This is a genomic window from Acidisoma sp. PAMC 29798 (assembly GCF_030252425.1).
GTDB lineage: Bacteria > Pseudomonadota > Alphaproteobacteria > Acetobacterales > Acetobacteraceae > Acidisoma > Acidisoma cladoniae.
Genome location: NZ_CP126994.1, coordinates 1,435,995 through 1,451,114, shown reverse-complemented (window position 1 = coordinate 1,451,114; position 15,120 = coordinate 1,435,995). Strand labels below are relative to the sequence as shown.

General features: G+C 65.5%; 16 protein-coding genes. 2 read left to right on the top strand and 14 right to left on the bottom strand.

Features of this window, described 5'->3' with window-relative positions; translation table 11 throughout:
• Position 1: 1 nt before the first annotated feature.
• From kdsA to tpiA, 14 genes are all read right to left on the bottom strand, one after another.
• Positions 2–826 (bottom strand): 3-deoxy-8-phosphooctulonate synthase, encoded by an 825-nt coding sequence (gene kdsA, locus QP803_RS06970; protein WP_284947059.1) that lies wholly within the window; start codon positions 824–826, stop codon positions 2–4.
• Positions 826–2,457, bottom strand: coding sequence for a CTP synthase (gene pyrG / locus QP803_RS06965; protein ID WP_284947058.1), 1,632 nt, complete (start codon positions 2,455–2,457; stop codon positions 826–828). The genes kdsA and pyrG overlap by 1 nt, the downstream gene beginning before the upstream one ends.
• Positions 2,458–2,540: 83 nt before the next feature.
• Positions 2,541–2,885 carry a preprotein translocase subunit SecG gene (gene secG, locus QP803_RS06960; protein ID WP_284947057.1) on the bottom strand — a complete coding sequence of 115 codons (345 nt, stop codon included), beginning with the start codon at positions 2,883–2,885 and terminating at the stop codon, positions 2,541–2,543.
• Between the two features lie 141 nt (positions 2,886–3,026).
• The gene (gene dksA, locus QP803_RS06955; RefSeq protein WP_284947845.1) at positions 3,027–3,440 is read right to left on the bottom strand and encodes an RNA polymerase-binding protein DksA; all 414 of its coding nucleotides are present in this window, start codon (positions 3,438–3,440) and stop codon (positions 3,027–3,029) included.
• A gap of 156 nt (positions 3,441–3,596) precedes the next feature.
• Positions 3,597–4,562 (bottom strand): carbohydrate kinase family protein, encoded by a 966-nt coding sequence (locus QP803_RS06950; protein WP_284947056.1) that lies wholly within the window; start codon positions 4,560–4,562, stop codon positions 3,597–3,599.
• A gap of 147 nt (positions 4,563–4,709) precedes the next feature.
• Positions 4,710–5,105 (bottom strand): VOC family protein, encoded by a 396-nt coding sequence (locus QP803_RS06945; protein WP_284947055.1) that lies wholly within the window; start codon positions 5,103–5,105, stop codon positions 4,710–4,712.
• Positions 5,106–5,134: 29 nt separating this feature from the next.
• Positions 5,135–6,049 carry a glycosyltransferase family 2 protein gene (locus tag QP803_RS06940; RefSeq protein WP_284947054.1) on the bottom strand — a complete coding sequence of 305 codons (915 nt, stop codon included), beginning with the start codon at positions 6,047–6,049 and terminating at the stop codon, positions 5,135–5,137.
• Between the two features lie 14 nt (positions 6,050–6,063).
• Entirely contained in the window at positions 6,064–6,405 is a 342-nt protein-coding gene (gene grxD / locus QP803_RS06935) for a Grx4 family monothiol glutaredoxin (protein WP_284947053.1), read from the bottom strand.
• 10 nt (positions 6,406–6,415) lie between these two features.
• Complete coding sequence (locus QP803_RS06930; protein ID WP_284947052.1) at positions 6,416–6,649, bottom strand: BolA family protein; 234 nt, start codon at positions 6,647–6,649, stop codon at positions 6,416–6,418.
• A gap of 16 nt (positions 6,650–6,665) precedes the next feature.
• The gene (purL, locus tag QP803_RS06925; protein WP_284947051.1) at positions 6,666–8,855 is read right to left on the bottom strand and encodes a phosphoribosylformylglycinamidine synthase subunit PurL; all 2,190 of its coding nucleotides are present in this window, start codon (positions 8,853–8,855) and stop codon (positions 6,666–6,668) included.
• On the bottom strand, positions 8,852–9,547 hold the full coding sequence (purQ, locus tag QP803_RS06920; protein ID WP_284947844.1) for a phosphoribosylformylglycinamidine synthase subunit PurQ: 696 nt from the start codon (positions 9,545–9,547) through the stop codon (positions 8,852–8,854). The genes purL and purQ overlap by 4 nt, the downstream gene beginning before the upstream one ends.
• 7 nt (positions 9,548–9,554) lie before the next feature.
• Positions 9,555–9,794: a phosphoribosylformylglycinamidine synthase subunit PurS gene (purS, locus tag QP803_RS06915; RefSeq protein WP_284947050.1), complete on the bottom strand. Its 240-nt coding sequence runs from the start codon at positions 9,792–9,794 to the stop codon at positions 9,555–9,557.
• A complete protein-coding gene (purC, locus tag QP803_RS06910) occupies positions 9,791–10,555 on the bottom strand; it encodes a phosphoribosylaminoimidazolesuccinocarboxamide synthase (protein ID WP_284947049.1) in 765 nt (254 codons plus the stop codon). Before purC ends, purS begins: the two co-directional genes overlap by 4 nt.
• Positions 10,556–10,740: 185 nt before the next feature.
• Complete coding sequence (gene tpiA / locus QP803_RS06905) at positions 10,741–11,466, bottom strand: triose-phosphate isomerase (RefSeq protein ID WP_284947048.1); 726 nt, start codon at positions 11,464–11,466, stop codon at positions 10,741–10,743.
• A gap of 126 nt (positions 11,467–11,592) precedes the next feature.
• Here tpiA and QP803_RS06900 point away from each other — a divergent pair, with 126 nt between their 5' ends.
• The gene (locus tag QP803_RS06900) at positions 11,593–13,491 is read left to right on the top strand and encodes a peptidylprolyl isomerase (protein ID WP_284947047.1); all 1,899 of its coding nucleotides are present in this window, start codon (positions 11,593–11,595) and stop codon (positions 13,489–13,491) included.
• A 32-nt stretch (positions 13,492–13,523) separates the two neighbouring features.
• Entirely contained in the window at positions 13,524–15,038 is a 1,515-nt protein-coding gene (gene trpE, locus QP803_RS06895) for an anthranilate synthase component I (protein WP_284947046.1), read from the top strand.
• The last annotated feature ends 82 nt before the right edge of the window (positions 15,039–15,120 follow it).

Below are 15,120 nucleotides of genomic sequence, written 5' to 3'. Positions count from 1 at the left end.
CCTAAGCCGCTCTCTTCGAAAGCTGGTCGTAGGCCTGAAGCTTGGCCAGAACCGCCGGCATTTCGGCGATCGGAATCATGTTCGGCCCGTCCGATGGCGCGTGGTCGGGGTCTGGGTGCGTCTCCATGAAGATCGCCGCACACCCCACGGCCAAGGCAGCACGCGCCAAGATCGGCGCGTATTCGCGCTGACCGCCGGAGGAGCCGCCCTGCCCGCCCGGCTGCTGCACGGAATGGGTGGCGTCGAAAACGATGGGGTAGCCGGTGCGCGCCATCTCGGGCAGGCCCCGGAAATCGGTCACCAACGTATTATAGCCGAAGCTCGTGCCACGATCGGTGAGCATGATGCGCTCATTGCCCGTGCTCGCGATCTTGGCGGCGACATGCTTCATGTCCCAAGGGGCCAGGAACTGGCCCTTCTTGATATTGATGGCGGCGCCCGTCTCCCCGGCCGCGATCAACAGATCGGTCTGCCGGCAGAGGAAGGCCGGGATCTGCAACACATCCACGGATTCGGCCACTTCGGCGCATTGATGCGCGTCATGCACATCCGTCAGCACCGGGCAACCGAAGCGCGCCCGAACCTCGGCCAGAATGGCCAGGCCCTTGGTCAGGCCGATGCCACGCTCGGCGCCGCCCGAGGTGCGGTTCGCCTTGTCGAAGCTGCTTTTGTAAATGAGCGGAATGCCGAGCTTGGCACAGATGCCGACCAGTTCCTCGGCCACCTCCAAAGCATGGGCCTCAGACTCGATTTGGCAGGGACCGCCGATGAGGACGAAGGGCAGGTCGTTGCCGACCGTCACCGGCCCGATCTGAACATGCGCCATTACACTAGCCTGGCTTGGCGCACGCAGGCGCCGATGAAACCACGAAACAAGGGATGCGGATCGAAAGGCTTGGACTTCAGTTCGGGGTGATATTGGACGCCGATGAACCAGGGATGGTCTGGGTATTCGATGATTTCAGGCAGAATCCCATCGGGCGAGAGGCCCGAAAAGCGCAGGCCCACCGCCTCCAGCTGCGCGCGGTAATGGACATTGACCTCGAAGCGATGGCGATGCCGTTCCTCGATCGAGGCCGCGCCGTCATAGACCTGCCGCACCAGCGATCCCGCCGCGAGGCTGGCCGGGTACGAGCCCAGCCGCATGGTGCCGCCCAGGTCGCCGCCGGCCTCGCGCCGCACCAGCTCGTTGCCTTGGGCCCATTCTGTCAGCAGACCGACGATCGGCGTATCGGTCGGTCCGAATTCGGTGGAGGAGGCATTGGGCAGGCCCGCCAAATTCCGCGCCGCTTCGATCACCGCCATCTGCATGCCGAAGCAGATGCCGAAAAACGGCAGCTTGCGTTCCCGCGCGAAGCGCACCGCCTCTATCTTGCCTTCGGTTCCCCGCTCCCCAAAACCGCCAGGCACCAAAATGCCATGGACATCCTCGAGTCGCTGCACCGTGTCGGGCTGCTCGAAAACCTGGCTATCCACCCATTCCAGGCGAACCTTCACCCGGTGGCTGATGCCGCCATGGGCGAGCGCCTCGGCCAGGGACTTATAGCTGTCGAGCAGGTTGGTATATTTGCCGACGATCGCGATGCGGACCTCGCCTTCCGGCTTGGTAATGGCATCCATGATCGACACCCAGCGCGACAGGTCGGGCGGCGGATCGATGGGCAGCCGGAAGTGGCGCAGCACCTCCCGGTCCATGCCCTCGGCATGATAGCTGCCGGGCACGGCATAGATGCTGTCCACATCCAGCGCCGGAATCACGGCCTCGGTGCGGACGTTGCAGAACAGCGCGATCTTGCGGCGCTCATTGTCGGGGATCGGCCGATCGCAGCGGCAGAGCAGCATCTGCGGCTGGATGCCGACGTTCAGAAGCTCCTTCACCGAATGCTGCGTCGGCTTGGTCTTCAACTCCCCCGCCGAGGCGATATAGGGCACCAGCGTCAGGTGGACGAACATCACCCGCTCCGGCCCCAGCTCGTTGCCGAGCTGGCGGATCGCCTCCAGGAACGGCAGGCTTTCGATATCGCCGACGGTGCCGCCGATTTCGATGATCGCAAAGTCCAGGCCATCGGTCTGGCGAACGATGACTTCCTTGATGGCGTCAGTGATATGGGGAATGACCTGCACGGTGCCGCCGAGGTAATCGCCCCGCCGCTCCCGTGCGATCACATCCGCATAGATGCGACCTGTGGTGGCGTTATCGGCCTTGGTCGCGTGAACGCCGGTGAAGCGCTCGTAATGGCCGAGGTCCAGATCCGTCTCCGCGCCGTCGTCGGTCACGAAGACCTCGCCGTGCTGATAAGGGCTCATCGTGCCCGGATCGACATTGAGATAGGGGTCGAGCTTGCGCAGCCGCACGGAATAGCCGCGCGCCTGAAGCAGCGCGCCGAGCGCCGCTGCCGCCAAGCCCTTTCCAAGAGAGGAAACCACGCCGCCCGTCACGAAGATGAATCGCGTCATGGGCGTTCCTCATACAGGGTCGGACCCGGCCAGGGGAACCCCAACCGGATGGCCAACAGATGTGCGAACCGCAATGGTTCGGCTTACGGGGTCGAGGGCGGAGCGGGCACGGCCGGCGCGCTCGGTTTGGCCGGCGCCATCATCGCCGGCGCGGTCGTGGTGTGCGGCGCCGGATTGAAGATGGAGTTGATGCCACCCGAGGATCCACGGCTCATCAGGGCCAGAACCAGCGACAACGACAGGAATACGGTGGCGAGAATCGCCGTGGTGCGCGTCAACAGATTGGCCGTGCCGCGCCCGGTCATGAAGCTGCCCATGCCCTGGCCGCCGCCGATGCCAAGGCCGCCGCCCTCGCTGCGCTGGATCAGCACGGCGCCGATCAGCGCCAGGGTAACGAGGACATGGACGACCAGCAGCACGTTGAACATTGAAAGCCTTTCGGGGGATCACCCGCGCGCCTTCTACCGAAGGCGGAGGCGGATGCAAAGCGGCGGCGCCCGCAACGCCGAACCCAGCCAGAAACAGGTGTCATTCCGGGCTGGAGAAAGCGCCAACCCGAAATGATGCCCTCAGTCGTCGCGGTGGACGCGTTCCATCCGTTCGTGACGCTCCTGCGCCTCGATCGACAGGGTCGCGATCGGTCGCGCCTCCAAACGGCGCAGGCCGATCGGCTCGCCGGTATCTTCGCAATAGCCGTACGCGCCGGTCTCGATCCGCTGAAGGGCCTGATCGATCTTGGAAATCAGCTTGCGGGCCCGGTCCCGGGTGCGCAGTTCCAAGGCCCGATCGGTTTCCACACTCGCCCGATCGGTGATGTCGGCTTCCATGATGCCGCCTTCGGAAAGGCTGAGAAGGGTGCCGTTCGCCTCCCTCAACAGATCGTCCTGCCACCGAATAAGCTTGCGGCGAAAATACTCGACCTGGCGGGGATTCATGAAATCTTCGTCCTCTGACGGACGGTAGTCGGGTGGCAGCGTAACCATCATGCGGCGTCGGTCTCCGCTCTCTGCAAGACAACCCGCGTCTGAACTTAACTGGGCCGAATGCGCCGGCTTATAGCGGCCATGCGCCAGGACGCAAGCGGATTACAGCAAGTTCAACGTTCTGCAACAGAGCGGCGGCACGAGTCGTGGCTCGCGTTAGAGCGGCGAGGTCTGGCGCGCCAGAAACAGATCGACCTCGGACCGGGTCGGCATCGCATCCATTCCGCCCGGCGCGGTGGCCGTGATGGCCCCCGCCGCACACGCGAAATGGGCGATCCGACCCAAAGTCTCGGCCGAAAGATTAAGGTCCGACTCGAGCAATCCGGTCAGGAAGGCCGCCATAAAGCTGTCGCCGCAGCCGGTGGTATCGACCACCTTCACGGCGATGCCGGGGGCACTGACCTCAACATCGCGCGTCAGGATGGTGGCACCGGCCGATCCGCGGGTGATGGCAACCACGTGCAGGCCGCTGTGCCAGAGAGACTCGATGGCGGCGCGTGGGTCATCGATGCCGGTGATGATCTGCAGCTCGTCCTGCCCGATCTTGAGGATATTGGCGACGGCGATCACTTCGCGGGCTGCGGCGATCATCGCCTCACGCGACGCCCAGAGCAGCGGGCGAAGGTTGGGGTCGACAGAAATCAGGATGCCGGCGGCCTGTGCCACACGCACGGCGTGCCGCTGCGCCGAGGCCGAAACCGGGCTCGCGAGAACCAGGCTGTTGACGTGGAAGATGCGCGCCGCCTGGATCAGGTCGTCACGGACCTCCTCCGGCGTGAACATCACATCCGCGCAGTTCTCGCGATAGAACAGGAAGTCGCGGTCACCCTGGGGGTCGAGCGTGACGACGGCGAGGCCGGTGCGGAACTCCTGCGAGACGACGATGGCCTCGATGGAGGCGCCGGATGCGGCGATTGTCCCGGTCAGGAGCCGCCCGAAGGCGTCATCGCCGACTTTGCTCAGCATGGCGACGGATCGACCCAGCTTAGCGAGACCGACGGCGGCATTGCCCGGTGCCCCGCCCGGCTTGGCGGCAAAGTTCAGGCCGCCACCGAGAGCGGTGAGCGGCACCATGTCGATCAGCAGTTCGCCCGAGGAAACGACATCGTAGCCCATCTTCATGCCCGCCCGTTTGATTTGGGCGTTTTGTCACGACCGCTCCGAAGGCGAAAGCTGTGACCGTATCGATGCCCCGTTCGTAGGGTGGAAAAGCGCAGCGGATTCCACCAGCCCCGTCGGAAGCGGCGGAATAACCTGCGCTCTTCCGCCCTACGAAGCTCGTCTAAGCTGGACCAAGTCCCACCGGTTGCCACAAATGTCCTCGAACACAGCCACTGATCCATAAGGCTCGATCCGTGGTGGTTCGATGAACCGAACCCCTCTTTCGATGTAGGCAGAGTGATCGCGGGCGAAGTCGTCCGTTTCGAGGAAAAGGAACACGCGCCCTCCACTCTGATCGCCGACAGCCGCACGCTGCCGGTCCCCGACAGCCCGTGCCAGGAGGAGGCCGCCAGAACCGCCCGGCGGCACGACCACGACCCAGCGCTTTTCAGCGGTGAGCGTGGTGTCCTCGCGAAGCTCAAAGCCGAGCGTCCCGACATAGAAGCCGATCGCTTCATCGTAATCTCTGACGAGGAGGGTGATCAGGCTCAGCTTTTGAGACACGGTGCGGGGTCCGTTCATGGGCATTTGACTTAGGGTTTTCGCAGGCGCTTCACCGCTACCATCGCCAGCAGCATCAGCCGAAGTGGCCGGGGTCGGCCGAAAACGCCACGGCATAACGGCGCCCAGGCCTCGCGCACCCGGTCTCGTCGCAGCAATTCGCGCCCCATCGTCCAGGCGAACTCCGCCTCCGCCCGCCGACACAGACGCGCGAACCGACCACCGCCGAGCCGCGCCGCAATCCTGGGATTGGACCGGATCGCCTCCAACACGGGCCGATAGGTCTGCGGCAAGGTCGCGCCGCCATGCATCTTGCTGCCGGCGCGGCGGCGCACGAACAGTGCCGGCGTGCCGCTGATGGCGGCGAAGGGCCCCTGAAGTGCGAGCCGCAGCCAGAACTCCCAATCCTCGCCATAGCTCAGTGTCGTGGAAAACGGCCCGGCAGCGCGCCAGGCGTCGGCCCGGATGAGAACATGACCGCCATTGGCGAAGACATTGCCCACCACAAGACGCGGCAGCAAATCCCGGGCGCGCGGTGCCCGGCGGCGGTCAAGCGGGCCCGGCGCGCTCGCGGTCGCGGTTTCACCCACAAAGGCGAAGGCCGCATGGGCCGCGACCGCTGCCGGATCACTCCGCAAAGCGCGCACGAGGCGGGAGACGGCGTCTGGCGCCAGCCAATCATCGCCGTCGAGGAACAGGAAAGCATCCGTTTCACCCGCGTCCAGGGCGCCGCGATTGCGGGTGGCGGAGGTTCCATGATTGGTCTGCCGCACCAGCCGCAGACGCGCATCCGGGAAGGCCGCGACGAGTGGGGCCGTCTCGTCACGCGACCCGTCATCGACGACAGTCAACGTGAGATCGGTATGGCTCTGCCCGAGCACCGAACCAACCGCCGCGCCGATGAATGGCGCGACGTCGCGGGCCGCGATGACAACCGCGACCCGCACGCGTGTGGATAGGGTTAGGCGGCGACGGAGTGCGGAATGCCCTGCTCGGCGAGGAGAGTGCTCAACTCGCCGGTCTGGTACATTTCCGTGATGATATCGCAGCCGCCAACGAACTCACCCTTGACGTAAAGCTGGGGCACCGTCGGCCAGTTGGAGAACGCCTTGATGCCGTCCCGCAGCTCGGGGTCCTCAAGCACATTGGCGGTCTTGAAGGGGACGTTGAGGTGGCTGAGGATCTGCACGACCCGCGCCGAAAAACCGCACTGCGGAAACATCGCCGTGCCCTTCATATACAGCATGACCGGATTCCCGGTGATGTCGGCTTGGATACGCTCGGCGACAAGGCTCTGAGACATGGAACTCTCCTTATTCGGGCGCTGAGGTTTGCAGGGCGAGGGCGTGAAGCTCCCCGCCCATGCGCCCCTGAAGCGCCGCGTAGATCATCTGATGTTGTTTCAGCCGCGACATGCCGCGGAATTGCTCACTCACCACTGTAGCAGCGTAATGGTCACCATCACCCGCCAAATCCTCGACCGTCACCCGCGCATCGGGAATGGCGGTCTTGATCAGGTTCTCGATCGCGCCGGCTGACATCGCCATGGGTCTCTCCCGGCCGTCAGGCCATCCACTCCGCGAAGAAGCGCACATGCGCATCCCGCACTGCGCCCAAGGATATCGAAAGCCCCCCGGGTAATGTCAATTCATTCCCGCCGGTGCGGCCCAGCAAAGCCGCCGGAATATTGGCCGCGCGCGCGGCGGCCAGGATGCCCGTGCCATCTTCGGCCGCCAAAACGTAGCGGGACTGGTCTTCGCCGAACCAATAGGCAGCGGGCGAGGCGCCTTCGGGCGCGTCTTCGAGGGCGAAGCCGGTGTCGCCGGCCAGCGCCATCTCGGCCAAGGCAATGAGCAGCCCGCCATCCGAGACGTCATGACAGGCATGGATGCCGCCGGCCGCGATCTGATGGCGAACGAAATCCCCGTTGCGCCGCTCAGCGACGAGATTGACGGGCGGCGGCGCGCCCTCCTCCCGGCCCGCGATTTCGCGCAGCCACAAGGATTGGCCGAGCCAGCCCGCCGTCTCCCCGATCACGACTAGATCGAGGCCCGCACAAATCGCGATGCCGCGCGCCATGGCCGCATCCTCGATCACGCCCAAGCCGCCGATGGCCGGCGTCGGCAGGATGCCGGTGCCCTCCGTCTCATTGTAAAGGCTCACATTTCCGGACACGACCGGGAAGTCCAGCGCGATGCAAGCCGCCGCCATGCCTTGGATGGCAGCGGCGAACTGGCCCATGATTTCGGGCTTTTCGGGATTGCCGAAGTTCATGTTGTCGGTGATGGCGAGCGGACGCGCGCCCGTTGCGGTAATGTTGCGCCAGGCTTCCGCCACCGCTTGCATGCCGCCCATCTTGGGATCGGCCTGGCAATAGCGCGGCGTGCAATCCGTGGTCAGCGCCAGGGCCCGCTGCGAGCCGTCGATCTTGACGATGGCGGCATCCGAGGCGCCGGGGCGCTTGACGGTCTGGCCGCCGACGGCGCTGTCATACTGATTCCAAATCCAGGCGCGGGAACACAGATCCGGACAGGCGATCAGAGTCAGCAGCGCCGCGTCCAGCGTCACGTGGCTAGAAATCGCCGGATGATCCAGCACCACCGGGGGTTCCGGCCAGACGATAGGCCGGCGATACAGCGGCGCCTCATCGGCCAGCGGCCCAAGAGCGATATCCGCTTCGAGCACACCCTTGTGGCGCACGACGATGCGGCCGGTGTCGGTGATGTGACCGATGACCGCGAAGTCCAGGTCCCATTTGTCGAAGATCGCCTGCGCCATCTCCTGCGCGCCGGGGCGCAGCACGATCAGCATGCGCTCCTGGCTTTCGGACAGCATCATCTCATAGGCGCTCATGCCTGTCTCGCGCTGCGGCACCTGGTCGAGGTCGAGCTCGATGCCGACATTGCCCTTGCCGGCCATCTCGACCGCCGAGCTGGTCAGCCCGGCCGCGCCCATGTCCTGAATGGCGACGATGGCGTCCGTGCCCATCAGCTCCAGGCAGGCCTCGATGAGCAGCTTTTCCGTGAAGGGGTCGCCGACCTGCACGGTCGGGCGCTTATCCTCGGAATTCGCATCGAACTCGGCCGAGGCCATGGTCGCGCCATGAATGCCGTCCCTCCCGGTCTTGGATCCCACGTAGACGACCTGATTGCCGATGCCGGCGGCGGCCGAGAGAAAGATGCGGTCGCGCGGGGCGATGCCCACGGTCATGGCATTGACCAGCGGATTGCCGTCATAGGCGGCGTGGAAGTTCACCTCCCCGCCCACGGTCGGCACGCCGACGCAATTGCCATACCCGCCGATGCCGCGCACGACGCCATCGACGACGCGCTTGGTGCGGGGATTCTCGGGCCGCCCGAAGCGGAGCGCATTGAGGTTGGCGATGGGGCGCGCGCCCATGGTGAAGACATCCCGCAGGATGCCGCCGACACCGGTCGCCGCACCCTGATAGGGTTCTATGAAGCTCGGGTGGTTGTGGCTCTCCATCTTGAAGATGGCGGTCAGCCCCTCCCCGATATCGACCACACCGGCATTCTCACCGGGACCATGCACGACCCAATCGGCCTTGGTCGGTAGTTCCTTGAGCCAGACGCGGGAAGATTTGTAGGAGCAGTGCTCCGACCACATGACGCTGAAGATGCCAAGCTCGGTCAGGCTGGGCGTGCGGTCCATGATGGTCAGGACGCGCGCATATTCCTCGGCATTGAGGCCGAATTCGCGGGCGAGCTTTTCGTCGACGATGCGCGCGCTCATGCGGATAGCCTCTGCACCAGGGCATCGAACATTGGTCGGCCATCGACATCGCCCATCAGCGGATCGACGTGATCCTCCAGGTGGGGCATCAGGCCGAGAACACGGCCGTTCTCGGAATAGATGCCGGCGATGGAACGCTGGCTGCCATTGGGGTTATAGGCGTCGCACACTTCACCGTCCGGCCCGCAATAACGGAAGGCGACCAGCCCCTCGCCTTCCAGTCGATCGAGCGTCTCCTCATCGGCGAAGTAATTGCCGTCACCATGCGCGAGGGTGGCGCTGAGAATGCGGCCGGCCTCGTAGTCGCTGGTATAGGCGGTGTCGTTGCGTTCCACGGTCAGATGATGATCCTGCGCCAGGAAGCGCAAACCCGCATTGCGCAGCAGCGCGCCGGGCAGAAGGCCGGCTTCGGTCAGAACCTGGAAGCCGTTGCAGACGCCGAGCACGAAACCGCCGGAGGCTGCGAATTCGGCAACGGCGCGCATCACCGGGGACTGCGCCGCCATGGCGCCGCAGCGCAGATAATCGCCATGGCTGAAGCCGCCGGGCAGCACAATCAGGTCGAGCGGCGGCAGCGACACATCCTTGTGCCAGATCATCACCGGCGCCACGCCGCCGGTCGCATGGGAGAGCGCGATCGCCATGTCGCGCTCCCGGTTGGTGCCTGGGAAAACGACGATGCCGGCCCGCAAACTCATCTCAGACGACCTCGACCTTGAAGCTTTCGATGACGGTATTGGCCAGCAAGCGGCGGGCCATGTCCTCGGCGGCGGTCTTGGCGGCGACGGCATCGGTCTCGGCCAGGTCGAGTTCGATGATCTTGCCGGCCCGCACCTCACCCACACCCGCGAAGCCGAGGCCTTCCAGGGCATGGCCGATGGCGCGGCCCTGGGGGTCGAGCACGCCGGGCTTCAGCATGACGGTGACGATCGCCTTCACTGCATAATCTCCGGGCCCTTCATGTCGCGCATGCCCGCTTCCGGCAGGATGCCCAAACGCTTGGCCACTTCCTGATAGGCTTCCTCGACCTTGCCGAGGTCGCGGCGGAAGCGATCCTTGTCCATCTTCTCGTTGGTCTTGGTGTCCCAGAGGCGGCAATTGTCCGGGCTGATCTCATCAGCGAGGACGATGCGCATCTCCTCATTCTCCCACAGCCGGCCGAACTCGACCTTGAAGTCGACCAGGGTGATGCCGACGCCCAGGAACAGGCCGGTGAGGAAATCGTTGATCCGCAGCGTGAGGGACACGATGTCGTCCATGTCCGGCGGGGCGGCCCAGCCGAAGGCGGTGATATGCTCCTCGGCGACCATCGGGTCGTTCAAGCCGTCGTTCTTATAATAGTATTCGATGATGGAGCGCGGCAGGCGCGTGCCCTCGGGGATGCCGAGGCGGGTCGATAGGCTGCCGGCCGCCACATTGCGAACCACGACCTCCAGCGGAATGATCTCGACCTCACGGATAAGCTGCTCGCGCATGTTCAGGCGGCGCACGAAATGCGTCGGCACGCCGATTTCGCCCAGGCGCAGCATGAGGAATTCGCTGATGCGGTTGTTCAGCACGCCCTTGCCGGTGATGACGCCTTTTTTCTGGGCGTTGAAGGCGGTGGCGTCATCCTTGAAGTATTGCACGAGGGTGCCGGGTTCCGGACCTTCGAACAGGATCTTCGCCTTACCCTCATAGAGCTGACGACGACGAGCCATGGGTGCAATCCTTGGTATCTTGCCCGGTCATGATCCGGGCGATGATGGGCTGGGCTATAGCAGTGGCGGCGGGGAACGAACAGCGCACGGCCCCAGGATCTGCCCCGCTAATCGGTGGAATGCGCTGCGCTTTTCCACCCTACGATGCCACGATGGTGGGCGGAAAAGCGCAGCCGATTCCGCCATTACGCCGCGCGGGCGATGGCCAGGAAATCATCGACGACCAGGCTGGCGCCGCCGACCAGCGCCCCGCCGACATCCGGCACCGCCAGGATTTCTGCCGCGTTGCCCGGCTTGACGGAGCCGCCATAGAGGATACGCAGACCCCCACCATTGGGGTGCAAGCTGACCAATTGGGCGCGGATGAAGGCGTGCATGCTGGCGATATCGCCGATGGTCGGCACCCGCCCGGTGCCAATCGCCCAGATCGGCTCATAGGCGATGACGCCCGCGAAATCCGGCGGCAGACTGCCCGCGATCTGCGCGCCCACGACCGCTTCATGGTCGCCGGCCAGTCGCTGGGCCTCCGTCTCCCCCACACACACAATGGGAATGAGGCCGGCGGCCACCGCCGCCTCGGTCTTCGCGCGGACGAGCGCATCGGTCTCGCCCTGATCCGCGCGGCGCTCGGAATGCCCCAGGATGACGTAGCTGGCACCGACGTCCATCAGCATCGCCGCCGAGATTTCGCCGGTATGCGCACCTTGGGTTTGGGCGTGGCAATCCTGGCCGCCGACACGGATGCCGCTACCGTCCAGAATCGTCGCGACGGCCGCGATCTGCGTGGCAGGCGGGCAGACCAGCATCTCCGGCGCCAGATCGCCGATCCCCTGCCGCAAGGCATGGGCAAGTGCTGCGGAGGACGCCGTCAGCCCGTTCATTTTCCAGTTGCCGGCGATCAATGGTCGCATTCCGTTCTCTCGCCCTCTGCGTGGTCGCGCTCTTTCGAGGGCCATTAATCGGTCGGGCGGGAACTGGCAAACCGCCGGAGGTCTGCCTATGGTGCGCCCCATCATTCGATCAGGTTTCCGATACCGATGCTCGCTCTCTTCCGCCGCTCGCTCAATACCTGGCCTGTCCGCATCTTTTTCTTCGTGCTGGTCGCAGCTTTCGCGACCTGGGGCGTGGGCGATGTGGTCCGCAACCTCGGCAATGACGGCTCGGCCGCCCGAGTCGGCAGCGCGCGGATCAGCCCGCAGGAGGTGACCAACCTTTATCGCCAGCAAATGCAGCAGACCGCGCAGATGATGGGTGGCGCGGACCAGGTCAGCCCCGCCACGCGGATGATGATCGCCGAGCAGGCGACCGCGCGGCTCGTGGCGCAGGCGGCGATCGACCAGATGACCGGCCGGCTGGGTCTCGCCGCGCCGGATGCAGATGTGCGGCGGCAGGTCTTCGCCATGGATGTCTTCCAGGATGCCGGCCACCAGTTCAGCCGGGCGCAGTTCGATCAGCTGTTGCAGCAAAACGGGCTGAGCGAGACCGAATTCCTGCGCCTCATGCAGGCGCAGATCACCCGCAACCAGTTGCTCGACACCGTGCGCGCTGCCGTCACCGCGCCGGCGATCATGGTGCGCACCGTCTATGCCTTCCAGAACGAGACGCGCATCGCGAAACTGGTGCAATTGCCCTTCGCCGCCGTGCCGGCGCCCGCGAAGCCTGATGATGCCGTGCTTCAGCGCTGGTACAAGAACCACCCGCAGGAATTCAGCGCCCCGGAATATCGCCGCCTGACGATGGTGATCCTCAGCCCCGATGTGCTGGCACGTGGCATCACCGTGCCCGATGCCGATGTGAAGCGCGCCTATGACCACATGGTCGCGGCGACGCCGGCCGCGGCCGAGACGCGCACCATCCAGGTGATCGTGACCCAGGACCAGGCGGCCGCGCAGACCTTGGCCAAGCAGTGGTCGTCGGGCGCCGACTGGGCGGCGATGCAAAAGGCCGCGACCGCAGCCGGCGCCAATGCCATCCTGCTGCCGGATACGACGGCGGCACAGATGCCGAGCCCGGAACTCGCCGAGGCCGCCTTCAAGGCACCCGCCAATACCATCACCGGCCCGATCAAGAATGGCACCGGCTTCGCGGTGCTGAACGTCACCGGCATCAAGACCAGCAACGCCCCGAGCTACGCCAGTGCGGCGCCGGCACTGCGGGCGCAGATCGCTCGGCAGCGGGCGGCAGCGCTCGCCGATCAGCGGGTCAATCCTTTGCAGGACGCCCTGGCCGGCCACACGCCGCTGGAGCAATTGCCCGGTGATCTCGGCCTCGCCGCGCTTCAGGGTTCGGTCGATTCCAATGGCTTGGCCGAGAATGGCCAGCCAGCCCCCATTCCCGGGTCCGCCGCCCTGCGCACCGCCATCGTCGCCCAGGCCTTCAAGCAGCGCGTGGGTGAGCCCGCGTCGTTGATCAACGGCCCCGACCACAGCTACTTCGCGCTGACGGTGGACGGCATCAATTTCGCCACCCAAAAGGCCTATGCCGATGTGCAGGCCCAGGTCCTCGCGTCCTGGACGCAGGACCAGATCCGCCGCACGCAGGAGATGGCGGCGGCCAATATGCTGGCCGGCATGCAAGCGGGTCGGACGCTGGACGGCGTCGCCTCCGCGCTCAACCTGATGGTCGCCACCTCCCCGCCGATTGGCCGCCAGGGGGCGCCCCCCGCCGGCGTGCCGCAGAACCTGGTCGCCCCGCTGTTCAGCCTCCACGTCGGCGAAAGCACCATGGTCCAAACGCCGGACGGATTTGTGGTGGCTCAGCTTGCCCAGATCGTGGCACCCAGTGAGAGCACAGACCCTGTCGGATATGAACAGTTGCGCACCTCCCTCGGCACCAGCCTCGCCAATGACATGCAGGCGATCTTCGCCGGTGCCGTCACGGCGCGCGCCAATCCCCGCATCAACCAGACCGTCATTCAGCAGATCGCCCAGCCGTGACGGCTGCGACCCTTACCAAGGAACCTGCCACCATGATCGCCGACGAACCCAGCATCGCCTTTCGCGCAGCCTTCGAGGCAGGACGCGGCGCGCTGGTCTGGCGAGAGAGCCCGGCCGATCTGGAGACGCCTGTCGGCGCCTTCCTGAAGATCGCCCACGGCCAGCCCTATTCCTTCCTGTTGGAAAGCATCGAGGGTGGCGCATCGCGTGGCCGCTACTCGGTCATCGGCATGGCTCCGGACCTGATCTGGCGCTGCCAGGCGGGCCGCGCCGAAATCAACGCGGACGCCATTGAGCAGCCGGAGGGTTTTGCGCCGGAGGCCGAACTGCCGCTCGACAGTCTGCGCACGCTCCTTGCCCGCACGCGGCTCGATCTGCCGCCCGGCCTGCCGCCCATGGCCGGCGGCATCGTCGGTTATCTCGGCTATGACATGGTCCGGCTGATGGAGCGGCTGCCCGACAAGAACGTCGATGCCCTGGGCGTGCCCGAGGCGATTCTGATCAGGCCCACCCTGTTCGCGATCTTCGACAATGTGCGGGACGTGCTGACCCTCGCGGCGCCGATCTACCCGCGCGCCGGCCTGACCGTTGATGCGGCCTATGCTCTCGCAAGCGAGCGGCTGAACGCGGCGGAAGATGCGCTTATGCAGCCACTGCCTGCGGCCACAGGCGGCACCCCGCCGCTGCCGCTGGACGAGCCCAAATCCAACATGACCAAGGACGACTTCTTGGACATCGTGGTGCGGATGAAAGCCTATATCAGCGCCGGTGACGCCTTCCAGGTGGTGCCCAGCCAGCGCTATTCGGTGGCCTTCCCGCTACCGCCCTTCGCGCTGTATCGGGCGCTCCGCCGCATCAACCCCACGCCCTTCCTGTTCTTTCTCGACTTCGGAACCTTCTGCGTGGTCGGCAGCAGTCCTGAGATTCTGGTCCGGCTGCGGGACGGGATGGTCACCTTGCGTCCCCTCGCCGGCACCCGGCCGCGCCATGCCGATCCCGTCGAAGATAAGCGGCTGGAGGCCGAGCTGCTCGCCGACCCGAAGGAGCGCGCCGAGCATCTCATGCTGCTCGACCTCGGCCGCAACGATGTTGGGCGGGTTGCGGAATTGGGCTCGGTCAAGGTCGTGGAGAGCTTCGCGATCGAACGGTTCAGCCATGTCATGCACATCTCCTCCACCGTGCAGGGCAAGCTGCGAGCCGGGCTCACGGCGCTCGATGCCCTCATCGCAGGCTTCCCCGCCGGCACGCTGACGGGGGCGCCGAAGGTACGCGCCATGCAGATCATCGAAGAGCTGGAGCCGACGCGCCGCACGATCTACGGCGGTTGCATCGGCTATTTCGCGCCGGACGGCACCATGGACACCTGTATCGGCCTGCGCACCGCCGTGGTGAAGAACGGCGTGATGCATGTGCAAGCCGGCGGCGGCGTCGTCGCGGACAGCGAGCCGGAGTTGGAGTATGAGGAAAGCCGCCATAAGGCGCGCGCCCTGTTCCGCGCCGCAGAGGAGGCGGTGCGCTTCGCCTCCGCCCCGAAACGCCGCGCCTGAGGTCTATTGGCGGAAGACGCTCCGCTTTTCCGCCAACCAACGGCCGTCGCGGCGTTGCCCCAATTCTTGCATAGGTCCTTGC

Bases quoted from the DNA above. Each gene is read 5' to 3' on its own strand.
- kdsA (WP_284947059.1), bottom strand. From the start codon at position 826: ATGGCGCATGTTCAGATCGGGCCGGTGACGGTCGGCAACGACCTGCCC.
- pyrG (WP_284947058.1), bottom strand. From the start codon at position 2,457: ATGACGCGATTCATCTTCGTGACGGGCGGCGTGGTTTCCTCTCTTGGA.
- secG (WP_284947057.1), bottom strand. From the start codon at position 2,885: ATGTTCAACGTGCTGCTGGTCGTCCATGTCCTCGTTACCCTGGCGCTG.
- dksA (WP_284947845.1), bottom strand. From the start codon at position 3,440: ATGGTTACGCTGCCACCCGACTACCGTCCGTCAGAGGACGAAGATTTC.
- QP803_RS06950 (WP_284947056.1), bottom strand. From the start codon at position 4,562: ATGAAGATGGGCTACGATGTCGTTTCCTCGGGCGAACTGCTGATCGAC.
- grxD (WP_284947053.1), bottom strand. From the start codon at position 6,405: ATGTCTCAGAGCCTTGTCGCCGAGCGTATCCAAGCCGACATCACCGGG.
- QP803_RS06930 (WP_284947052.1), bottom strand. From the start codon at position 6,649: ATGGCGATGTCAGCCGGCGCGATCGAGAACCTGATCAAGACCGCCATT.
- purL (WP_284947051.1), bottom strand. From the start codon at position 8,855: ATGAGCGCGCGCATCGTCGACGAAAAGCTCGCCCGCGAATTCGGCCTC.
- purC (WP_284947049.1), bottom strand. From the start codon at position 10,555: ATGGCTCGTCGTCGTCAGCTCTATGAGGGTAAGGCGAAGATCCTGTTC.
- tpiA (WP_284947048.1), bottom strand. From the start codon at position 11,466: ATGCGACCATTGATCGCCGGCAACTGGAAAATGAACGGGCTGACGGCG.
- QP803_RS06900 (WP_284947047.1), top strand. From the start codon at position 11,593: ATGCTCGCTCTCTTCCGCCGCTCGCTCAATACCTGGCCTGTCCGCATC.
- trpE (WP_284947046.1), top strand. From the start codon at position 13,524: ATGATCGCCGACGAACCCAGCATCGCCTTTCGCGCAGCCTTCGAGGCA.